13 protein-coding genes are annotated in these 20186 nt (G+C 39.1%); 6 read left to right on the top strand and 7 right to left on the bottom strand.

Annotated elements, in window-relative coordinates:
- Positions 1-113: 113 nt before the first annotated feature.
- Both JXQ92_RS09120 and pbpC read left to right on the top strand, forming a co-directional pair.
- Positions 114-5663 carry an alpha-2-macroglobulin family protein gene (locus JXQ92_RS09120; RefSeq protein ID WP_421986291.1) on the top strand — a complete coding sequence of 1850 codons (5550 nt, stop codon included), beginning with the start codon at positions 114-116 and terminating at the stop codon, positions 5661-5663.
- A gap of 66 nt (positions 5664-5729) precedes the next feature.
- Positions 5730-8039 carry a penicillin-binding protein 1C gene (gene pbpC, locus JXQ92_RS09115; RefSeq protein WP_421986290.1) on the top strand — a complete coding sequence of 770 codons (2310 nt, stop codon included), beginning with the start codon at positions 5730-5732 and terminating at the stop codon, positions 8037-8039.
- A gap of 138 nt (positions 8040-8177) precedes the next feature.
- Here the strand turns inward: pbpC and JXQ92_RS09110 are convergent, their stop codons facing one another.
- Both JXQ92_RS09110 and JXQ92_RS09105 read right to left on the bottom strand, forming a co-directional pair.
- Positions 8178-9158, bottom strand: a complete 981-nt coding sequence (locus tag JXQ92_RS09110) for a bifunctional methionine sulfoxide reductase B/A protein (protein WP_421986421.1) — start codon at positions 9156-9158, stop codon at positions 8178-8180.
- A gap of 48 nt (positions 9159-9206) precedes the next feature.
- Positions 9207-10790 carry a TlpA family protein disulfide reductase gene (locus JXQ92_RS09105; RefSeq protein ID WP_421986289.1) on the bottom strand — a complete coding sequence of 528 codons (1584 nt, stop codon included), beginning with the start codon at positions 10788-10790 and terminating at the stop codon, positions 9207-9209.
- Between the two features lie 43 nt (positions 10791-10833).
- On the opposite strand from JXQ92_RS09105, the gene JXQ92_RS09100 reads away from it, so the two are divergent.
- The gene (locus tag JXQ92_RS09100; protein ID WP_421986288.1) at positions 10834-11424 is read left to right on the top strand and encodes a hypothetical protein; all 591 of its coding nucleotides are present in this window, start codon (positions 10834-10836) and stop codon (positions 11422-11424) included.
- Positions 11425-11472: 48 nt separating this feature from the next.
- Here JXQ92_RS09100 and JXQ92_RS09095 read toward each other — a convergent pair whose 3' ends face one another.
- From JXQ92_RS09095 to JXQ92_RS09085, 3 genes are read right to left on the bottom strand one after another with little or no spacing between them, the layout of a single operon-like run.
- Positions 11473-11712: an acyl carrier protein gene (locus JXQ92_RS09095; RefSeq protein ID WP_421986287.1), complete on the bottom strand. Its 240-nt coding sequence runs from the start codon at positions 11710-11712 to the stop codon at positions 11473-11475.
- A gap of 52 nt (positions 11713-11764) precedes the next feature.
- Positions 11765-13114 carry a sensor histidine kinase gene (locus JXQ92_RS09090; RefSeq protein ID WP_421986286.1) on the bottom strand — a complete coding sequence of 450 codons (1350 nt, stop codon included), beginning with the start codon at positions 13112-13114 and terminating at the stop codon, positions 11765-11767.
- Complete coding sequence (locus JXQ92_RS09085) at positions 13104-14480, bottom strand: sigma-54-dependent transcriptional regulator (RefSeq protein WP_421986285.1); 1377 nt, start codon at positions 14478-14480, stop codon at positions 13104-13106. Before JXQ92_RS09085 ends, JXQ92_RS09090 begins: the two co-directional genes overlap by 11 nt.
- A gap of 599 nt (positions 14481-15079) precedes the next feature.
- Here JXQ92_RS09085 and JXQ92_RS09080 point away from each other — a divergent pair.
- From JXQ92_RS09080 to JXQ92_RS09070, 3 genes are all read left to right on the top strand, one after another.
- Positions 15080-16327, top strand: a complete 1248-nt coding sequence (locus tag JXQ92_RS09080; RefSeq protein WP_421986284.1) for an efflux RND transporter periplasmic adaptor subunit — start codon at positions 15080-15082, stop codon at positions 16325-16327.
- A 49-nt stretch (positions 16328-16376) separates the two neighbouring features.
- Positions 16377-17072, top strand: a complete 696-nt coding sequence (locus JXQ92_RS09075; protein ID WP_394331370.1) for an ABC transporter ATP-binding protein — start codon at positions 16377-16379, stop codon at positions 17070-17072.
- Between the two features lie 112 nt (positions 17073-17184).
- Positions 17185-18558: a TolC family protein gene (locus JXQ92_RS09070; RefSeq protein WP_421986283.1), complete on the top strand. Its 1374-nt coding sequence runs from the start codon at positions 17185-17187 to the stop codon at positions 18556-18558.
- On the opposite strand, the gene JXQ92_RS09065 is transcribed toward JXQ92_RS09070, so the two are convergent.
- On the bottom strand, positions 18551-19354 hold the full coding sequence (locus JXQ92_RS09065; protein ID WP_421986282.1) for a hypothetical protein: 804 nt from the start codon (positions 19352-19354) through the stop codon (positions 18551-18553). The genes JXQ92_RS09070 and JXQ92_RS09065 overlap by 8 nt on opposite strands.
- Positions 19344-20105, bottom strand: a complete 762-nt coding sequence (locus JXQ92_RS09060; protein WP_421986281.1) for a UDP-2,3-diacylglucosamine diphosphatase — start codon at positions 20103-20105, stop codon at positions 19344-19346. The genes JXQ92_RS09065 and JXQ92_RS09060 overlap by 11 nt, the downstream gene beginning before the upstream one ends.
- Positions 20106-20186: the final 81 nt, after the last annotated feature.

Genomic DNA, 20186 nt, shown 5'->3' with positions numbered 1-20186 from the left:
AAAGTGCACAATAAAAACTACAAAGTTAGTTATTGTAGTAGGCTGCCTTTTTGATAGCTCAATTTTTTATCTTTCATAGGTCTTCAGATCTCTACACTTTTAATATTTTAATTATGCCTCTTAATGCCTCTCTGCGGTTCTTTTGTTTTGTCTTCCTTATAACCCTTGCAGCTTGTAGTTCGAAGAAGGAGTCGACGGAAAACTTAGATAAACAGGCAGATGATCGGTTTAGCGAAATTATTTCGGCTTATACGTCAGGCAAAATTTCTTCAAGGGCCTTAATTACTATTCAGCTAGCACAAGATGTAGATCCTAAGTATCAAAAGAATCAGAAAGTTCTCAGCTTCTCTCCCAATATTTCAGGTGAAGTACGATGGGCAACTTCCCGAGTAATTGAGTTTGTTCCGGCATCGCCGCTCAAAAATAATAGTGCTTATGTAGCCAGTTTAGATTTGAAGGCACTTGGCTTAAATGTCAAGGAAGGTGTAGAAGAGTTCGTGTTTAATGTGGAAACGGTTGCTCAAGATTATGACCTCAGAATAATGGGACAAATCAGTGATGAGGCCGAGCCAATGAAAAGACAAATTATTAAAGGTGAGTTGCTTACCGCTGACTATGTCGATACCCTGCAATTGGTTAAGATTTTAACGGCTAAACAAATAGGTGAAGAATTGAAGATTGATTGGATCTTCGATAAGAATAATGGCACCAATCATCAATTCGAGATTAGCGGAGTTACCAGAAAAGAAGATGGCGTTATTATGACTTATGCAGTTGATGGTAACAAGATAGGCGTGGCCAGGCGGTCGAAAGGCGAAGTAGAAATACCAGGTTTAAACGACTTTAAAGTGGCAAGCACAAAAGTAGTGCGGGAAGGAGACGTACATGTGCTATTGAATTTTTCTGATCCACTTGATGAACGTCAAGATTTAAGAGGACTGATCACTTTGGAAGGAGAAAACGAGCTCAGATTTTCTATCAAGGATAATGAGGTGAAGGTGTATGCCTCACAAGTAAAATCAGGGGTTAAACGATTGTCTATATTTTCTGGAATTAAGAATAAGCTGGGTTATGGGATGAAGAACAACTTAGACATCAATGTCTCCTTTGCCCAAACAAAACCCCAAGTCAAGCTAGTCACTAAAGGAACGATTCTTCCAAGTACCGATGGTCTTGTATTACCTTTTGAAGCCGTTAACCTTCAGGCGGTGGATGTGATGATTATCAAGGTGTATGAAAAGAATGTAGTACAGTTCTTACAAACAAATAACCTTAACGGGAATGATCAACTAAGGCGAGTTGGAAGACCAGTTTATGAAGGTATGGTAAAGCTCGATCCATCAGGTGTAATGAACCTAAGTAAATGGAATCGCTTCAACTTAGATGTTTCTGAAATGATAGCTACAGAACCCGGAGCAATCTATCAAGTCCGTTTAAATTTTAAGAAACCTTACTCGCTATATGATTGTGGCGAGCCACTTTCCGAAAACCTAGAGTTGGAAGGTAATATTGAAGCGGATAAATGGGATGATTTTTCGGGAGAAAGAGCCGGAAGTTATGACAGTTATTACAACTACGGATATAACCGGGGTTATGACTGGAAAGAAAGAAACAACCCTTGCCATGTAAGTTATTATTCGGGTAGAAACAGGTTGGTTTCAACGAATATATTGGCTTCAGATTTAGGCTTAATAGCTAAGATGGGTAATGATAGGAGACTGAATGCCTATGTTACCGATATCAAAACCACCAAACCACTGGCCGGTGTTGATATAGATATCTATGATTATCAGCAGGAAATAATTGAAACACTTTCAAGCGATTCGGAAGGGAAAGTGGAGCTTGATTTAATAAGGAAACCGTTTTTGCTAGTCGCCAGTAGAGGAAACGAAAGAGGCTACTTAAAACTGTGGGATGGAAGAGCACTTTCATTAAGTAATTTCAATGTTGGCGGAGCAAAAGTTCAACGAGGAGTACAGGGATATATTTATGGGGAAAGAGGTGTTTGGCGGCCGGGAGATGATATTTATTTAGATTTCATACTAGCCGATCCGGACAAAAACTTACCTGAGGATCATCCGGTGGTTATGGAGTTGATTGACCCTTCTGGAAATATTAAAAGCAGAAAAGTAGAAACGAAGGCTACAAACGGATTTTACCATTTCCCATTAAAGACTGATTCTGATGATCAAACAGGCAATTGGTTAGCGAGAACAACAGTCGGAGGGGCCACTTTTACGAAGCGAATTAAAATAGAAACCGTCAAACCGAATAGGCTAAAGATTGACTTAAGGTTTAAAAAAGATAGAATCAGCATTGCAGAAAACACACTTCAGGGAGAATTAAATGTACAATGGTTGAGTGGTGTTCCCGCAAAGAATTTAAAGGCAGAATTTGATTTAATTCTCACTCCATCTCAAACCAATTTTGAGGCATTTCCGAAGTATACCTTTGATGATCGTGCGAAAGAGTTTAGCACAGAATCTCAACGGATTTTCAGTGGTACAATTGATCAATCTGGCCAAGCTAATGTTAATGTTACACTGAGCAAACAAACTTCTGCACCAGGCAAATTAATGGCCACATTTAGCGGTAAAGTGTTTGAACCAGGAGGAGATTTTAGCATTGATCAATTCAGTATACCATTTTATCCTTACAGTAGTTTTGTAGGAATAAAGAGGCCTGATGGTGATAGAAGAGGACAGTTGCTCACCAATAAGGATCATGAACTTGAAATAGTATCTGTCGACGCAGAAGGTAATGCCATCAATAAAAAAGGCCTAGTACTAGAGGTATTTAAACTGAATTGGAGATGGTGGTGGGACCGATCAAATGACAACTTGGCTTACTACGTCAGCAGAAATTATAGCAGTCCATATCATAGAGAGGAAATCAATACCGTAAATGGTAAAGCGAAAGTAAAACTGACCATTCCTAATAAAGATTGGGGAAGATATTATGTTCGTGTAAGAGATCCAGAGTCAGGGCATTCAGCTGGATCTATCACGTATTTTGATTGGCCAGGTTGGGCAGAAGAATCGAGACCCGGAGGAGCTGCACTTTTGAATTTTTCTACTGATGCAGAAGACTATGATATCGGTGAAAAAGTAAAAGTCAATATTCCAGCAAGTACAGAAGGTAGAGCACTTGTTAGCATTGAAAACGGAAGTAAAGTAGTAGCATCTTATTGGGTCGAAACGAAAGAGGGTACGAATACCTTCGAGTTTACCACTACAGAAGATATGGTGCCGAACGGTTATGTAACAACTACATTACTGCAACCGCACTTACAAACCAAAAATGATTTACCGATTAGACTCTATGGAATAGTACCGATAAATGTTTCTGATCCTGATACCAAATTGAGTCCGAAAATTGAAATGGCAAATGTTTTGGAGCCTGAATCGGAGGTGAGCTTGACTGTCAGCGAGGCAAATGGAAAACCAATGACCTACACCATTGCCGTTGTCGATGAAGGGCTGTTGGATATTACGCGTTTTAAAACTCCAGATCCTTGGAATACGTTTTTTGCCCGACAAGCCTTAGGAGTTAAAACGTGGGATCTATACGAAGACGTAATTGGAGCATTTGATGGTGACTTATCCAAATTATTGGCACTTGGAGGAGATGGCTCAGCCGCAAAACCAGCAAAAGCCAAAGCGAATAGGTTTAAACCTGTTGTTGTTCATTTAGGCCCTTTTGAATTAGGCAAAGCAGAAAAGGCAAACCATAAATTTACCATGCCGAATTATATAGGTTCGGTTAGAACCATGGTGATTGCCGGAGACCAAGGAGCCTATGGAAAAACAGAGAAAGCCACACCAGTTCGTAAGCCATTGATGGTATTAGGGACTATGCCTCGCGTGGTAGGCCCTGGCGAAAAAATCAGTTTGCCAGTAAGCATTTTTGCCTTAGAACCATCCATAAATGAAGTGGAGGTTACCGTAAAAGGGAACAACCTTTTGAAATTTGGAGATTCTTCCAAACGCACAATTCAATTTAATGAAATAGGAGATCAGATAATCGATTTTGAGTTTGAAGTTGCTCAGGAGTTGGGTGTAGGGAAGGTGCAAATAGTGGCTCAATCTGGTCGTGAAAAAGCTACTTATGATCTGGAGGTTCAAGTAAGGAATCCAAATCCAGAACTCACTGATGTTACCGAAATGGTTCTTCAATCAGGAGAGGATTGGGCCGAGTCATTTGATCAAATGGGTATTGCCGGAACAAATGCCATGTCACTAGAAATGAGCGTGATCCCTCCGATAAACCTCAAGAAACGTTTGAACTATTTAATGGCCTATCCTCATGGTTGCATTGAGCAAACAACATCTGCCATTTTTCCTCAACTTTTCTTAAATGAAATAACAGACTTATCGACAGAGGAGCAGCAAAAAGTTCTAGCAAATATTACGGACGGAATTAGTCGAATTCAAAAATTTCAGACTTCATTGGGAGGCTTTGCCTATTGGCCAGGTCAAAGCGATGATAATGACTGGGGAACTAATTATGGCGGCCATTTTCTCTTGGAAGCGAGAGACAAGGGATATTTCGTGCCCTCAAAACTTCTAAAAGATTGGACTACATACCAACGAAAACGAGCACGAAGCTGGAGTAAAAACGGGCGCTATAATGACGATTTGGTACAAGCTTATCGCTTGTATACGCTTGCTAAAGCCCAAGCACCTGAACTTGGTGCAATGAACAGGCTTAGAGAAGATAAATCCTTAAGCGTTTCCGCTAAGTGGCGTCTTGCGGCAGCTTATACACTTGTGGGACGTAGCCAAGTAGCTAAGCAAATGATTGAAGGCTTGCCACGACTAACTGCTAAACGTAATGATTACTATTACTATGGCTCCAAACTTCGTGACGATGCGATGGTTCTTGAGACGCTAGGCTTACTAAAGATGCAGAATGAAGGATTAACCTTAATGAGATCAGTGGCTGAGGCATTAAGTGAGGACAGGTGGATGAGTACACAAACCACAGCCTATGCTTTGCTTTCCATAATCAAATTTATCGGGGGAAATGAAATGAGTGATGGCATTAAAGCCACTTATCAAATAGGTGGCGCTGAGCTTAAAGATGTCAATACCGCAAAGTCTATCGTATTGGTTGATGCGGATATAAAAGCCATTGAAAAAACCAACTTTAGGGTTGAAAATAAGTCGCAAGGAATACTCTTCGTACGCGTTATAAGACGCGGCCAACCGATGGCTGGTGCCGAACAAGCTGCTGCTAAAGGCTTACGATTAAAAGTTATTTATTCTGATAGAAATGGAAACGTTATTGATCCTGCCTCTCTAGAACAAGGCACGGACTTTTTTGCCGAAGTATCCATTTACAATACAGGAACTAAAGGTGTTTACAGAGACTTGGCCTTAAGCCAAATTTTCCCTTCAGGTTGGGAAATATTGAATGATCGATTAAACGAAATACCCGGTGCTAATGGCAAAGCAAACTATGACTATCGAGATATTAGAGATGATAGAGTTTATACTTATTTCGACCTTAGGCCAAGTGAGGAAAAGAAGTTTAAAGTGGCATTGAATGCCACATATGCCGGAAAATATTACTTACCCACTGTAAAAGTCGAGGCCATGTATGATGATACAATTAATGGCCGAACAGCTGGGAAATGGGTAAGTGTAAAGAGGAGTAACTAGTCGGTTTTAGATTAGATGAAGTTTTTGAAAACATATAAAAAATGGTTTTTGTGCTTGGCTTTGGTCATGGCAGTAGTGTATTACTATGCCTTGCCGAATGCCTTGTTCCAAGATCCGTATGCAACAGTTGTCAATGACTTTCGCGGTGAACTGATGTCAGCAAGGATTGCAACTGACGGTCAGTGGCGTTTCCCAGAAGTAGAGGAAATACCAGAGAAGTATGAAGCCGCTTTGCTGAAGTTCGAAGATCAGCACTTCTATCAACATCCTGGTGTTAATCCGTTGGCCTTAGGGCGAGCTATATGGCAAAATGTTACAGCATCTGAGATTGTGAGTGGAGGAAGCACAATTTCAATGCAAGTCATAAGACTTTCAAGAAAGGGCAAATCAAGATCAGTGAAAGAGAAAATGCTTGAAATGGTTTTGGCTACACGGCTTGAGCTTCGTTATTCAAAGTCAAGCATTCTGAAGCTATACGCATCTCATGCACCTTTTGGAGGAAATACTGTAGGGCTTAACGCAGCCGCGTGGCGTTACTTTCAAAGAGCACCAGAAAACTTATCATGGGCAGAGGCGGCTTTATTGGCCATTTTACCCAATCAGCCTTCTCTTTTATTTCCCGGCAAACGCAATGAAAAGCTTTTGAACAAACGGAATAGACTTCTTCACCGCTTATTCGAATCTGGCCATATGGATGAGACATCTTATACGCTGGCTAAAGCAGAACCTTTACCTGAGGGGCCAGAGAGGTTGCCACAAAAAGCGGATCATTTTCTCAATTATGTAAGTCAACATGGTGCAAAAGGAAGAGTCACTAATTCAAGTGTAGATGGCCATTTACAGGACAGAGTCAACCATGTGCTTAATGCACACCATGCGCTTTTAAAGACTGACGGAGTGCATAATGCTTCTGTATTGATTCTCGATGTGAAATCGAATAATGTATTGGCTTATGCTGGAAATGTACCAGAAAGTGGTGCCGAACATGCCGCGGCAGTGGATGTTATTCAATCGCCAAGAAGTACGGGGAGTCTGCTAAAACCACTACTCTATGCCAGCCTGTTAGATGAGGGAGTAATATTACCAAGAACATTAATCCCAGATGTGCCGACTTTCTACACCGATTTTGCCCCTAAGAATTTTACAAGAAAGTACGACGGGGCAGTACATGCTGATATGGCCATTTCAAGGTCCTTGAACGTGCCGGCGGTGAACATGCTGAAAATGTATGGTTACCCGAAATTCCATCAGAAATTGCGCGACTTAGGTATGACTACGTTGAATAAACCGCCTGGCTATTACGGTTTATCTATGATTTTGGGAGGCTCTGAAGGTACCCTTTGGGATATGGTGAATATTTACTCAGGTATGTCCAGAACGCTCAATAATCATAATAGATCGATGCAGGAAGAGCGTTACAATGGTCATGAATTCGCGGCTTATAGTGTCAATCGTGAAAAGAAATCAGAGGTGAGTGCCCCGTCTATAAGTGCTTCGGCTGCTTGGTTTGCATTTCAAGCAATGTTGGAAGTTTATCGCCCTGCAGAGGATGCTTCATGGAAATTGTATAGTAGCGCGCGAAAAGTAGCTTGGAAAACAGGAACTAGTTTTGGTTACAGAGATGGTTGGGCTATCGGTGTCACCCCAGAATATGTAGTAGGTGTATGGGTTGGTAACGCCGACGGTGAAGGACGGCCAGGTTTGACGGGCATTAAAGCGGCAGCGCCTCTAATGTTCGATGTGTTTGACTTACTACCAGAAACTACTTGGTTTAAACCGCCAAAGTCAGAACTCACCACTGCTATTGTAGATCGCCAAACAGGCTTTTTAGCCTCATCATATTCTATTCAGATCGATACTGTTGAAATACCAAAAGTTGGAATAAGAACTGCTTCAAGCCCATATCATCAGAAGGTGCATTTAGATAAATCGGAGACTTATCGAGTTAATGCGGGTTGCTATCCGCTAACTGATATTGTAACTAAAAACTGGCTAGTACTACCACCTAAACAAGCAGCTTATTTTAAAAAGAAGAATCCAACATATTTGGAGCTTCCGCCAATTATGCCAGGCTGTGAAGATTTGAGTTTGTCTATAGCATTGATGGATATGATTTATCCACAAGAAAATGCGGCATTGTACATTCCTGTAGAACAAGATGGCCTTAGGGGAGCGCTAGTTTTTGAAGCTACACATCGTAAACAAGATATTGAATTGTACTGGCACCTTGACGATAAATACATTGGTAGCACATCTACAAAACATGAAATGGGCTTGAAACCAGCTCCTGGAAAACATGTAATTACAATTGTTGATCCTGAAGGGAATGAGTTGAAGAGGAAATTTGAAGTGTTGGCCAAAGAGACAGAAGAATAACTGTAGGTGCTTCGAACCACTGTCTTGTGAAATGATGCTCAAAGCAACTCTGCTCTTACCATCATTAGCGTAGATTGGATTGAAAAAGGCTCCAAACTCAAATTGATTGGAGCCTTTTTTATTTTAAAAGCGCAATTCTTATTCTGCTTTAAGTCTGCTAGAGAACATAGCCCTTAATTTCTGAATCTTAGGATCTATAATCGCAGTGCAGTATCCCTGATTTCTATGTTCATTATAGAAATTCTGATGATCTTCACCTGCCACATAATAGGCGCCTAATGGACTTACTTCTGTAACGATTTTATCATCAAAATAATCTGCCATTTCTTCAATGACTTCCTGTGCAATCTGCTGCTCTTTTTCATCTTGAAAGAAAATAACAGATCGATACTGAGTACCCTGATCGTAAGCCTGACGATTCAAGGTTGTCGGGTCATGTGTTGAGAAGAATATTCTTAGCAAATCAGCATAAGAAAGTACTTCAGGGTCATAAGTAATCTTAATTACCTCAGCATGGCCAGACGTTCCACTACATATTTCTCTATAGGTAGGGTTTTTTATGGCTCCTCCTGAATACCCTGATTCCACATGGCTTACCCCTTTAATCCGTTGAAATACTGCTTCTGTACACCAAAAACAACCTCCACCGATAACCGCAGTCACTTCTGGTTTTACATCTTCCAAAAGCTGCATCGATGCGGAATTAATACAGTACCTCAATCCGCTCGGTTCCGGTCCATCAGGAAATACATGTCCTTGGTGCGCATCACAAGTATTGCAAACCACTTCTACTCTAGTCATGCCATAGCTTGTATCTTTGATATAGCCTATTGCATTTTCCTTCACTGGTTGACCAAAACTTGGCCATCCTGTTCCCGATTCAAATTTCACTCTTGAATCAAAAAGGGGAGTTCCACAGCAAACACAGCCATACAAACCGGGTTCGTGGCGTTCACAAAAGGCACCAGTACCTGCTCTTTCAGTTCCTTTTAATCTTGCAATTTGAAATTGTTCGGGAGTTAAAATCGCTCTCCACTCATCTTCTGTTTTTTCGACTCTTCTATCCGGAGCCGGGCTGCCATTATTGGCAAATTTGATCACATCAATCCACGTGAGCATAATTATCCTTTCTTTGAACTTCTTCAACACAAAAGAGGTCGCAAAAGTTTACTTTTCGTCACTAAGATATTTCGCGAATTCAGTAGCGATTAAATCAGTCTCACTAGGCCTAGGAGCATCATTATTCACAAGGCGTCCTTGCTGATCGTAAATCATATAGCGAGGTATAAAAGGGATGTTTAAATCCTCTAACCCTTTAGAATTGTTGGCATTGGTCACCCGATAATGAAGTCCGGTTTTTAGGTTGTTTTTTTCGATGGATCTTCTCCAGTCGGAAGCTCTTCTATCAGTAGATAAATAGACAAATACAAGCGGTTGATCTTCATATTGATTGGTCATGGTTTTTGACGCGGGCATTTCTCTGATGCATGGCGCACACCAACTTGCCCAAAAATCTATATAGACTGTTTTACCATTTTGGCCAGCGATTAGGTCTTTTAGCGTGCTTGACTTGCCATCTATAGATTCCACTTGAATTTCATCGTCAATTTTAAATTCGATATCAAATTGACTCATTAAATCATTAACTAGAATGGTGTCTTGAAAGTCATTTCTAAAGCGAGTAAGATATTTCAAACGCGATTCAATGTTAAAGAAAGTGGGCTGCGATAGGATGGATTTCATGTTGTTGTACTGAAGTAATTTTTTCTCAGAAGCACTTAAGTCATTGCGAACCCTTAAAGAATCATAAAGTAGTCTGTAGTCTCTTGTACTGCCTCCTCCTCCCTTGGTTTGTTGCGACATCATTGGAATGGAATTTCTGTAGGAGGAAACAGTATTGCTAGAAAGGTTGCCAGAATAATCTTTTATGTATAACAGAGAATCGGCTCTTTGAAGTAGCTTAGGAGATTTATTTTGAAGTTTCTTTAAAGCAGAATTCACAAGTGAGGACTTGAAGTCTTCCGGCAGAAAGCTGAAACTGCTTTTGAGCGTGCCCATTCTAGCATACAGCGATCGCAGATGCATATCGTACTGTGTTTGTGTCATTTTGTTGGTTTTTAAAAGAGAGTCGAGCCAAGCAATCTCCTGATCGACATCACGCTCAAAGTCTTTGGCGGCCAATGATAGAATCGCTTGGTCTCTAGCTTTGAAGTCTTCTATAGAATCATATTTACTCCATAGTAACATAGGCTGACCTAAAATGTCGCTGCTCAGATACTCATTAGAGGCGATAGAATCTCTTAAGTAAAGAGAAAAGTTAGTGGTGCTATAGGGTTCCTCTCTGTTGATGAGTTTAGCTATAGGTTTTGGTCCATTATAGTTAAAAACAGTGGTGTCGCCGTTTTTAAAAATGTAAGTAAGGTCATCCACTCCTTTATACATTAAAGTCACCTCAACCCATTTTCTTTTCGATTTGAGAATAACCGTATCCGACTTCTTATTAAAATCGATTTTGAGTTTTCTGTAGATGTATTGGTCGTCGATATACTGAACCTCATCACCACTTCTAGTTCTACCAGCGGAACTTCCGTTGGAAAATGTGTAGAAGCCGTTTTGAACTGGTTCGTTGAAGATTAAAACGATTTGATCTGGTAAAGCTTTTTCGGTTTTTAAAACCTCTTGAGATTCTTTATTGTTACATCCGAGTAGGATAAGAGGAAGTAGCAAGAAATGAATGTAAACGCGTTTCATGTATCTTTTTTTGAAAACTACTATAAATATAGTAGAGTAACTAATGATTAAGGAGAAAGTAGGAATTGATTACGGTAGCAAGTTAGCGGGCACCACAGTGATCGCTTATGAGATAGGTGAAGCTGTTCATTTAATGAAATCTAAGAAGGGGGAAGATGCGGATAAAATGATATGGGATTTCGTTACAGAACATCAGGTGAAGGTAGTAGGGCTTGATGCCCCGTTATCTTTGCCTGGCGTTTATTCGAATGATTCTGAATATGATGATTATTTCTACCGATCATGTGATAAAGAATTAAAGGCCATGTCACCAATGTTTCTTGGCGGACTGACTGCAAGGGCTATGAAGTTGAAAAATGCATTAGAAAGCGCATACCTTAAAATGTATGAGGTTTACCCTGCTAAGGTTGCTTTAGAGCTTGGACTTAAGGCATATGGTTATAAGACTAAAACCGCTGATTATAACCAAATACTATCAATTTTGAATGATTGTAATCTCAAGCTTTCAAAAGAAACGACTATAGAAACGCCCCATGACCTAGATGGTATCTTGGCCTTGTATGTTGCTAAAAGAATTGGAACATCTAGTGATAATTCCGTAGGGAAACCCAAGGAGGGTCTTATTTATTACTAGGGCCGATTTTAAAATAAAATCAGCCTAGTAGCAAAAAAGTAAAGTGCTTTAAGAGGCTATTTTCTCTTCAATATATTCCACTGCCTGCCCGACGGTCTGCAGTCTTTCGGCATCACTATCTGGGATACGAATATTAAACGATTGTTCAAACTCCATAACAATCTCAGCATAGTCAAGTGAGTCTATTCCCAAGTCTTTTATAAAATTTGCATCTGTAGTGGCTTCAGTTGAGGCGATTCCTATTTTTTCAACAAGTATTTGTACGACTCTGTCTAAGGTTTTGCTCATTATGAGTTATTCAATGAATGTATTTGGGAAGATAAAAGATTCCTCAAAGATATTAAAACGTTAAAGTGAATTCTGTGCCCTCGTTCATCACCGACTTTACGGTAATAGAACCACCATGCTTTCGCATAATTTGCTTCGACAAACTAAGTCCAATACCTGAGCCTTGTTTTTTGGTTGTAAAAAAAGGTATAAAAATCTTCCCCAAAGCTTCTTCATCTATACCTACACCATTGTCTCGTATAGTTAAAGTAGGTCTACCATATTCGTTGATAAAAGCATTGACAATAAGCGCTTTTTCTCCTTCGTTTTCATCCAGGGCATGAATGGCATTTTGAAGTAAATTGATCAATACTTGATCCAGTAATTCTTTGTCAGCATTGAACATTAGACCAACTGGAGAAATGTTCACAATATAATCGACATTTTTCTTCTCCATTTCGAGCTTGAGTAACAAACTGACATGATCAAGTACTTTTTTAACTTCTATTTCGTGAAGTTTTGGTTCAGGTATACGTGTCAAGTTTCTAAAATCTGATACAAACCGAATTAATCCTTCACTTCTTCTTTTTATGGTTTGAACGGCTAGGTAAATATCCTCTAATTCCTCTTTTTCAATCGGAACATCATCTTCAATATTATCGACTAAATTAGTTTCCACCGTGGCGGCTAATGATGACAGTGGGGTGACGGAATTCATGATCTCATGTGTTAGCACGCGGATCAAGTTTTGCCAAGCCTCCATTTCCTTTTCTTCCAATTCGCTCTGAATGTTTTGAACAGAAACAAGCTTGAACTCTTCGCCTCTAAGAACTAACTCTATTACATAAACTGATAATTGAGTGCGCGTGCCTTCATTAGTTAATTCAATCAGCGCACTACCACCTGTTTTCAATTTTACCAGTGATTCTACTAGTTTGGCGCTTACTTTACTTAGCTCAAATATGTTGTTCAATGACTCGACACCAATGAGTTTCTTAGCTGAGCTGTTAATTATTTGAACATCGCCTAACTTATTGAATGTGATAAGCCCGATCCCTACATGCTGAACTATTGTTCGGAAGTAATGATAATTGGCTTCTTTATCAGCGCGTATTTCACGAAACTTTTTGATCACATTGTTGAACTCAGCGTAGAGTTCGTTCATCGATTTGCCACGTCCTTGTGTTGGGTAGGTGGTAGTGAAATCGTCATACTTGATAGAGCTCAAAAAACCCGAGATTTCTCTATTTGTCTTATCTATTGAACGAACGAGCATCACAGTTTGAATCACGATGAGAATGATCAGAAATGTGAGGTTTACATTATTAGGCGCTTGATAAGTAACATATGCTAAAAGCATAATTGTACCGATCAGCAAAACAATTCTACCAATAAGAAGGAGGCGTAAGTTTTTAAAGCCCATGCTTTTCTAATCGTCTATATAATGAAGCACGGGTCAGTCCCAATTCTTTGGCTGCTTTTGAAATGTTACCAGAATGTTTGTTTACAGCCTTCAAGATTACATTCTTCTCTACGTCGTCTAGATTTAAATTGTCAATAGCTTCCGTGTTAGAATCTGTTTTCTGAACTAGGAAGAAGAAATCATCCGGCATTAGAATATTTCCTTCACTCATAATAATAGCGCGTTCAATAGCATGCTGCAGTTCACGGATATTTCCTGGCCAAGGGTACTTAGTCATCTTCTTTAAGGTAGATGAAGCTAATTTCTTCTGCGGCTTTCTGTATTTGTCACAATAAACTTTCACGAAATGTTCAGCTAAAAGCGTGACATCATCTTGTCGCTCACGAAGAGGAGGTAGGTGAAGTTCAACCGTATTGATTCTATATAAAAGGTCCTGTCTGAATGTATTTTCTGCTACCATATCATAAACAGGCATATTGGTAGCACATATTAGTCTAATGTCAATATCAAGAGATTTATTGGATCCTATTCTGGTGACTTGCCTTTGTTGCAAGACTGAAAGTAATTTAGACTGAAGTGGCATTCCGAGGTTGCCAATTTCATCTAAGAATAAAGATCCGCCAGTGGCTACTTCAAAACGGCCAGCCCTATCTTCTTTCGCATCCGTAAATGCACCTTTCTTATGTCCAAAGAGTTCGCTTTCGAAAAGGGTTTCAGTTATGGCGCCCATATCTACCCCTACAAATACATTTTCCTTTCTTAAGGATCTTTGATGAATTGCTCGGGCTACAAGTTCTTTACCCGTTCCGTTTTCGCCAAGAATTAGAACATTAGCATCCGTTCCGGCTACCTTATCTATGATGCTAAAGACATTTTTCATTGCTGGACTTTCGCCTAGAATGTCTTTGAAAGGTTTATTAATATCGTCTTCTAGCTGCTTTTTAGCACTTTTGAGTTTATTAACTTCTTTATACGACTCTTTTAGTTTTAAAGCAGCAGTAAGCGTTCCAATTAATTTTTCATTCTGCCAAGGTTTTAATACAAAGTCCGTCGCGCCTTCTTTTAGAGCTTTAACAGCCATTTCTACATCGCCAAAAGCTGTGATTAGAATTACTACGGCCTGTGGATCGGCATCTAAGATTTGTTCGAGCCAATAAAAACCTTCCTTACCACTGGTGATATCTTTGCTAAAATTCATATCGAGCAAAATGACATCGTAAGTGCCATTGTTCATCAGAAAAGGAATCTTCTTTGGATTCTTTTCTATGATTACTTCTTTGGCGTGTTTCTTCAACAATAACTTGGCTGCAATTAATACATCCTCGTCATCATCTATGATCAAAATCTTACCTAGTTCTTTTTCCACAGTGTCGTTAGTTTATAGATTGCTCCACCTAGAGCCTAAATAATGCCAATGCATTAAAACGGTGTAATATAAAGTATTTAAAGATATGTGTGTCCGATAATGTAACATAAGTTGAACGATTATGGACAGGATAAGGTGATGGCAGCTTGAATAATACTGTATGACTTCAAAGTGATGCTTAACGTACCCAATTCAAATTAATTATTGCTTGATGAACTTTAATTAAATGAGTATGTACACGTTTTTTTACTGAGTTCACAAAAAAAAACTAACATTTACGGAACTAACATTTTGCAGAAGCCATTTTAGTACATATATTGCATACGTTGTTTTGAATTAATTAAACGTTAATTCAGATATTTTGAGTTTTTGACCTTTGGGCTCGGTACTGACCATACTGAGCCTTTTTTTATGCTCTATATTCTCTTAGGGTTCTTCCAAAGTGTTCGATTACGATCAATTGTTGTGTTATAATTGTACACTTTCTAATTCCACAATCTCCCCAGAATAACTCTAAATGACTGTTTTACAGTGATTTGAAAAAGTGGCACCCTTGTTGTCTATGGGTGGCCGGATCGAAAACATTTATAAAAACAGCAATGGACAAAAAAATCAAAAAGAAAATCTGGACCACAAAGAGAATCGCTACTATCCTTGGTAGTGGTGCTATGTTATTTCTAATACTTAAGGTCTTTGTATTTGCAGATAACGCGGCCAAACTTAATGTGGATGCTGAGAAAATCAGTATGGCGGAAGTAGTAGAAGGCCCATTCCAAGAATATATTCCTATTGAAGGTAACGTGCAGCCAATAGCTACGTATAGGTTGGATTCCAAAGTAGGCGGTAATGTTCAAGTCAAGTTCCTAGAAGGAGGCGTAGAAGTTCAGAAGGGCGATACTATCCTTAAATTAGAAAATAGTGCACTTGAGATGAACTATATTTCTCAGCAAACTTCTACAAACCGTTTGAGAAATGAGATAGAGATTACCAACAATAACCTGACGCAATCTTTATTTAGATCAAATGCCCAAGTGATCGCTATCGATTTTGATATTGACCAAGCAAATGACCTTTATACTCGTAACAAACAGCTTTGGAAAGACAAGGTGATATCTGAGCAAGAATTCTTAAATTCTAAAAGAGCTTATGATCGACTTGTAGCTACAAGAGTTAACACAATTAAGACGAAAGAATTTGATTCTTTGAACTCTGTTAATCAGGTTAATCAAAACAAGCAACGACTTGTTACTTCTCAAGAGAGTTTGAAAATTGTGGCAGGCCAGCTGGATGATCTATGGGTAACTGCTCCTGTCGATGGACTTTTATCTACAGTGAATGCAGAAATTGGACAGAGTATTAGCCAAGGTATGACCATCGCTCAAGTTGATGATTTGAATGGATTTAAAATTCAAGCTAATGTAGATCAACATTACTTACCAAGAGTTTATGAAGGACTAAGAGGTACTTATGATTTTGCGGGTGCGACTTATGCGCTTGAAATCAGAAAGAAATTCCCAGAAATAAATAGTGGAACATTTGTAGTTGAAATGGTTGGTGAAGTTCCTGCCGGTGTAAGAAGAGGTCAGACGATTTCTATTAGGCTACAATTAAGTGAAGAGAAAAATGCTATTCAAATCCCAAGAGGTAGCTTTTTCCAAACAACTGGTGGTAACTGGATATTCGTTGTGGACGAGTCTGGTGAGTTCGCTACAAAGAGACAAATTAGAATTGGCAACCAAACGCCAAGACATTACGAAGTGCTTGAAGGCTTGCAACCTGGAGAAAAAGTTATATTTTCATCTTACGAAGGCTACGAGGACAAGGACAAATTAATAATCAAACAATAAATTAATTCAAACAACTGATAACTTTTACATTATGGAAAATGGTAAAAACATCATCACAACAAAAGGTCTAAAAAAGTTCTATTACACGGACGAGATCGAAACTACTGCACTTAATAACGTAAATCTTGCGATTTCCGAAGGAGAGTTTGTAGCGATCATGGGCCCTTCAGGTTGTGGTAAATCTACACTTTTGAACATCATCGGGTTACTGGATAATCCTTCTGAAGGAGAATTCTTCTTCTACGATGAAGAAGTGTCGAAATATTCTGAAAGACAAAGAGCAGAGCTTCGCAAGAAGAACATTGGTTTCGTATTCCAGAGCTTTAACTTAATTGACGAGCTTACTGTATATGAAAATGTTGAGCTGCCTCTTATTTATTTAAAGTACCCTGCAGCAGATAGAAAGAAAAGGGTAGAGGAAGTACTAGAGACTATGCAGATTATGCACAGAAAAGATCACTTCCCTCAACAACTTTCTGGTGGTCAGCAGCAAAGAGTAGCAGTGGCAAGAGCCGTAGTAGCTAAGCCTAACTTAATTTTAGCGGATGAGCCTACTGGTAACTTGGATTCGACTAATGGTCAGGAAGTAATGACGCTATTAAGCGATCTTAACTCAAAAGGTACTACTGTGATAATGGTAACTCACTCAGCTACCGATGCAGAATATGCACACAGAGTAATCAACCTTTTCGATGGTCAGGTAGTATCTGAGAACATCAATTCAAAAGAAAACTCACTAGTATAATTTTTCCCAGTATGGGGTAATCGTTCATTTGCCAAACGGTAAATGAACGATTTTTAAAAGCCTGAAATTGGCTTAATGACATAGTATTGCCTTTAGGATAGAAAACATTATTATGAAAAAGTATATATATACAGCTGTGTTGGGTTTATTGGTGAGCGGAGGATTATTCGCTCAACGAACCCTGACGCTGGAAGAGTGTATTGATATTGCACTTGAAAATAATATCAACATTAAAACTGCTAGAAATAATGCAATTAGCGCGAAGGCAGGTTACGCGCAGAGCAAGTTCAATTTTTTGCCTTCTTTAAACGCAAGCGCGGGTCACAGTTGGAGTGAAGGATTGCAGTTTGACCAAACAGTTGGTGATTTGGTGAACACTACAACCTTGGGAGGTAATGGTTCTATTAGCGCTGGGGTTACAATTTTTGATGGGTTTAGTAACCGCCTAAGAATGGGGCAACGGAACCTCCAGTATCAAGCGGCACTGGAGACAATTAAGAGTAGTATTCAAGCGACTGAAGCAGCGGTAATCGGCGGCTTTCTTGATATTATTTCAACCAAGGAACAGTTGAAAATTTCTAATCAAACACTCGAATTGTTGAATGACCAGTTGGCAAGACAAGTAAGTATTGAAAGAGCAGGTACTGGAAGCATGGAACAGGTCTATAATTTTAGATCTTTAATAGCGCAACAAAAACTTACCATTGTCACCCAATCAAATGGATTGGCTACTAGTAAATTGGCCTTAATCCAATTATTGCTTTTGAATTCAAATGAAGAGTATGAGTTTGCTGGTATTACCATAAATGATGCTGAGTTAGAATTAGAGATTGAAGAATTCAACTCTGTCTATGATAAGGCTATCGACTTTAGTCCTGGATTAAAATCTGCGAATTTCGCCTTAGAAGCGGCTGAGAAATCATTGAAGATAGCCAAGAATGGTTGGATGCCAACATTGACAGCAGGCGCTTCATGGGGTACTGGTTGGTCTTCTAACTTTGTTAATGTATTGGAAAGAGATGCTATGGGTGCACCAACAAGAACAGAAGTGACAGATTGGGGCACGCAATTCGAGCGCAACGAGCGAAAGGGTGCAAACTTAAGTTTAGGGATTCCAATATTTAATCGTTTCGCTACTAAAACAGGAATTCAGCAGTCTAAGATGCAAATGCTGAATTCTCAATTGGCTGTTGAACAAACTAAGAATACTTTAACTAACCAAGTTCAGCAAGCTTACCTAGGTTTGTTAAATGCTAAGACTACTTATTCAGCTGCAAAAGAGAGTTTGGTTAACCTTGATACGTCTTTCGAGTTTACTAAAACGAGATACGAAAGTGGTACCATTGATTTTGTTACCTATTTACAAAGTTTGAATAATAAGATTGGCGGAGAGTTACAGTTGGTTCAAGCCAAGTATGGTATCATGCTAAGAAAGTTAATCTTGGATATATTCACTGGAGAATCTCGTCCAGCTGGGTCTAATTGATTTTAATGATATCGACCGTTTGATTGCGGATTAATAAGAGCTTATTATTTTCCATAAAAGCAAATTGATAGGGGAGATCGGGTATACTGATCTCCCTTTCTTTTTTTGTATAAAGATCTATTTGCCGCAACTTATTTTCTTGTAAAAAGATTAATTCGTTCTTATAAAAGCTAAAGAACGCTATTCCTTCATTGCTTATCAGGCGATCGACGTAATTCCCTAAGTTGTCGAACATGAGAATGCCCAGCGAGGCATCCGATATAAAAAGATAGTTCTGGTAGGCTCTAATGAATTGAATATCGAGGTATTCATATTCTAAACTGAGGTTTAATTTTGTTTCGAAGAGAATCTCCTGATTATTGATATCAATTTTCTGTAGGCTCTGGTCTTGGTCATTAATTGCCCATAAATTATTATCTCCAGAGAGGGTTACTAAACCTGAAAAGTTCCGACTTTGACTAAAATCAAGCGAATATCGTTCCGAGCTATTTAGAAACCGATCTAGGAACAAGTATTCTTGAAAATTTCTGTAGTGAACGAATGTTCTAAGTCCTTGCCAGGCTTCTATGATGGTAGGCTCTCCCTTTTTCTGAGGCGAAAAGTGGTAGAGAATTTTACCGTTCTGATCAAACTTGTCTATCCCACCACCACTTTTTGCAAAGTACAAATGCCCTTGTCTGTCAAAGGAAGCTGCTATTGGTTCATAGCCAATGTCAAAGGATTGATCAATTGCTATTTCTTGACCGGAAAGGTGGGTGATAATAAAGAAGAGTGATATGAAAATACTAATCTTCAAAAGTCTTGAGTTCTATTTTTCCTTTGGTGTATTCTGCGTATGTATTATAATTCAACCACTCGCCAAGGTTAATGTACTTACTATGATCACCAACTTCTAAATCTAGTGGTAAATGTCTGTGGCCAAAAATGTAATAATCGTGGTGCTCTGTTTTTTGTAGTTCTTTTGAAAAATCCCAAAGCCACTCATCATCTCCCATAAAGGTTTGTTCAGTGTCATTTGCTTGTGCTCGGCTTTTACCTGACCAGAAATTTGCAATCCCTATGCCAATATTCGGGTGAAGCCATCTAAAGGCCCATTGAAAAAAGCTGTTACGAAATATCTTTTTGAGCATTTTATAACCCTTATCTCCAGGCCCTATACCATCTCCATGTCCGATATAAATCTTGGTTTCATTCAGATATAGCTGAATAGGATCATAAACGACCTTTGCGCCTATTTCTTCATCAAGGTATCCGAACATCCATAAATCGTGATTGCCTGTAAAGATGACTAGCTCAATGCCTGCATCAACTATTTCAGCCAGTTTGCCTTGGAACCTTGTAAAACCTTTTGGGACAGTCGTTCTATATTCGAACCAAAAATCAAAAAGGTCACCCACAAGAAATATGGCATGTGCGTCTTTCTTGCATTCATCGAGCCATCTGACAATCTTTTCTTCGCGCGCTCTGCTAGTTAGTTTATCAGGTACTCCGAGATGAAAATCTGAGGCGAAATAGACTTTTTCATTTTTATTCGGAGTTAGCTTCATAATTAGATAAGGACAAAAATTGTAAAACCCTTGTAAATAAAAAAATCAGGCCGAGACCTGATTTTTTTTATTCTTCAAAAC

It is taken from the genome of Roseivirga sp. (assembly GCF_049099775.1).
Taxonomy (GTDB): Bacteria; Bacteroidota; Bacteroidia; order Cytophagales; family Cyclobacteriaceae; genus Roseivirga.
This window is presented reverse-complemented; position numbering and strand designations above follow the sequence as displayed.

Coding starts and splice junctions, on each gene's coding strand:
- JXQ92_RS09120 (WP_421986291.1), top strand. CDS start 114: ATGCCTCTTAATGCCTCTCTGCGGTTCTTTTGTTTTGTCTTCCTTATA.
- pbpC (WP_421986290.1), top strand. CDS start 5,730: ATGGCAGTAGTGTATTACTATGCCTTGCCGAATGCCTTGTTCCAAGAT.
- JXQ92_RS09110 (WP_421986421.1), bottom strand. CDS start 9,158: ATGCTCACGTGGATTGATGTGATCAAATTTGCCAATAATGGCAGCCCG.
- JXQ92_RS09105 (WP_421986289.1), bottom strand. CDS start 10,790: ATGAAACGCGTTTACATTCATTTCTTGCTACTTCCTCTTATCCTACTC.
- JXQ92_RS09100 (WP_421986288.1), top strand. CDS start 10,834: ATGATTAAGGAGAAAGTAGGAATTGATTACGGTAGCAAGTTAGCGGGC.
- JXQ92_RS09095 (WP_421986287.1), bottom strand. CDS start 11,712: ATGAGCAAAACCTTAGACAGAGTCGTACAAATACTTGTTGAAAAAATA.
- JXQ92_RS09090 (WP_421986286.1), bottom strand. CDS start 13,114: ATGGGCTTTAAAAACTTACGCCTCCTTCTTATTGGTAGAATTGTTTTG.
- JXQ92_RS09080 (WP_421986284.1), top strand. CDS start 15,080: ATGGACAAAAAAATCAAAAAGAAAATCTGGACCACAAAGAGAATCGCT.
- JXQ92_RS09070 (WP_421986283.1), top strand. CDS start 17,185: ATGAAAAAGTATATATATACAGCTGTGTTGGGTTTATTGGTGAGCGGA.
- JXQ92_RS09060 (WP_421986281.1), bottom strand. CDS start 20,105: ATGAAGCTAACTCCGAATAAAAATGAAAAAGTCTATTTCGCCTCAGAT.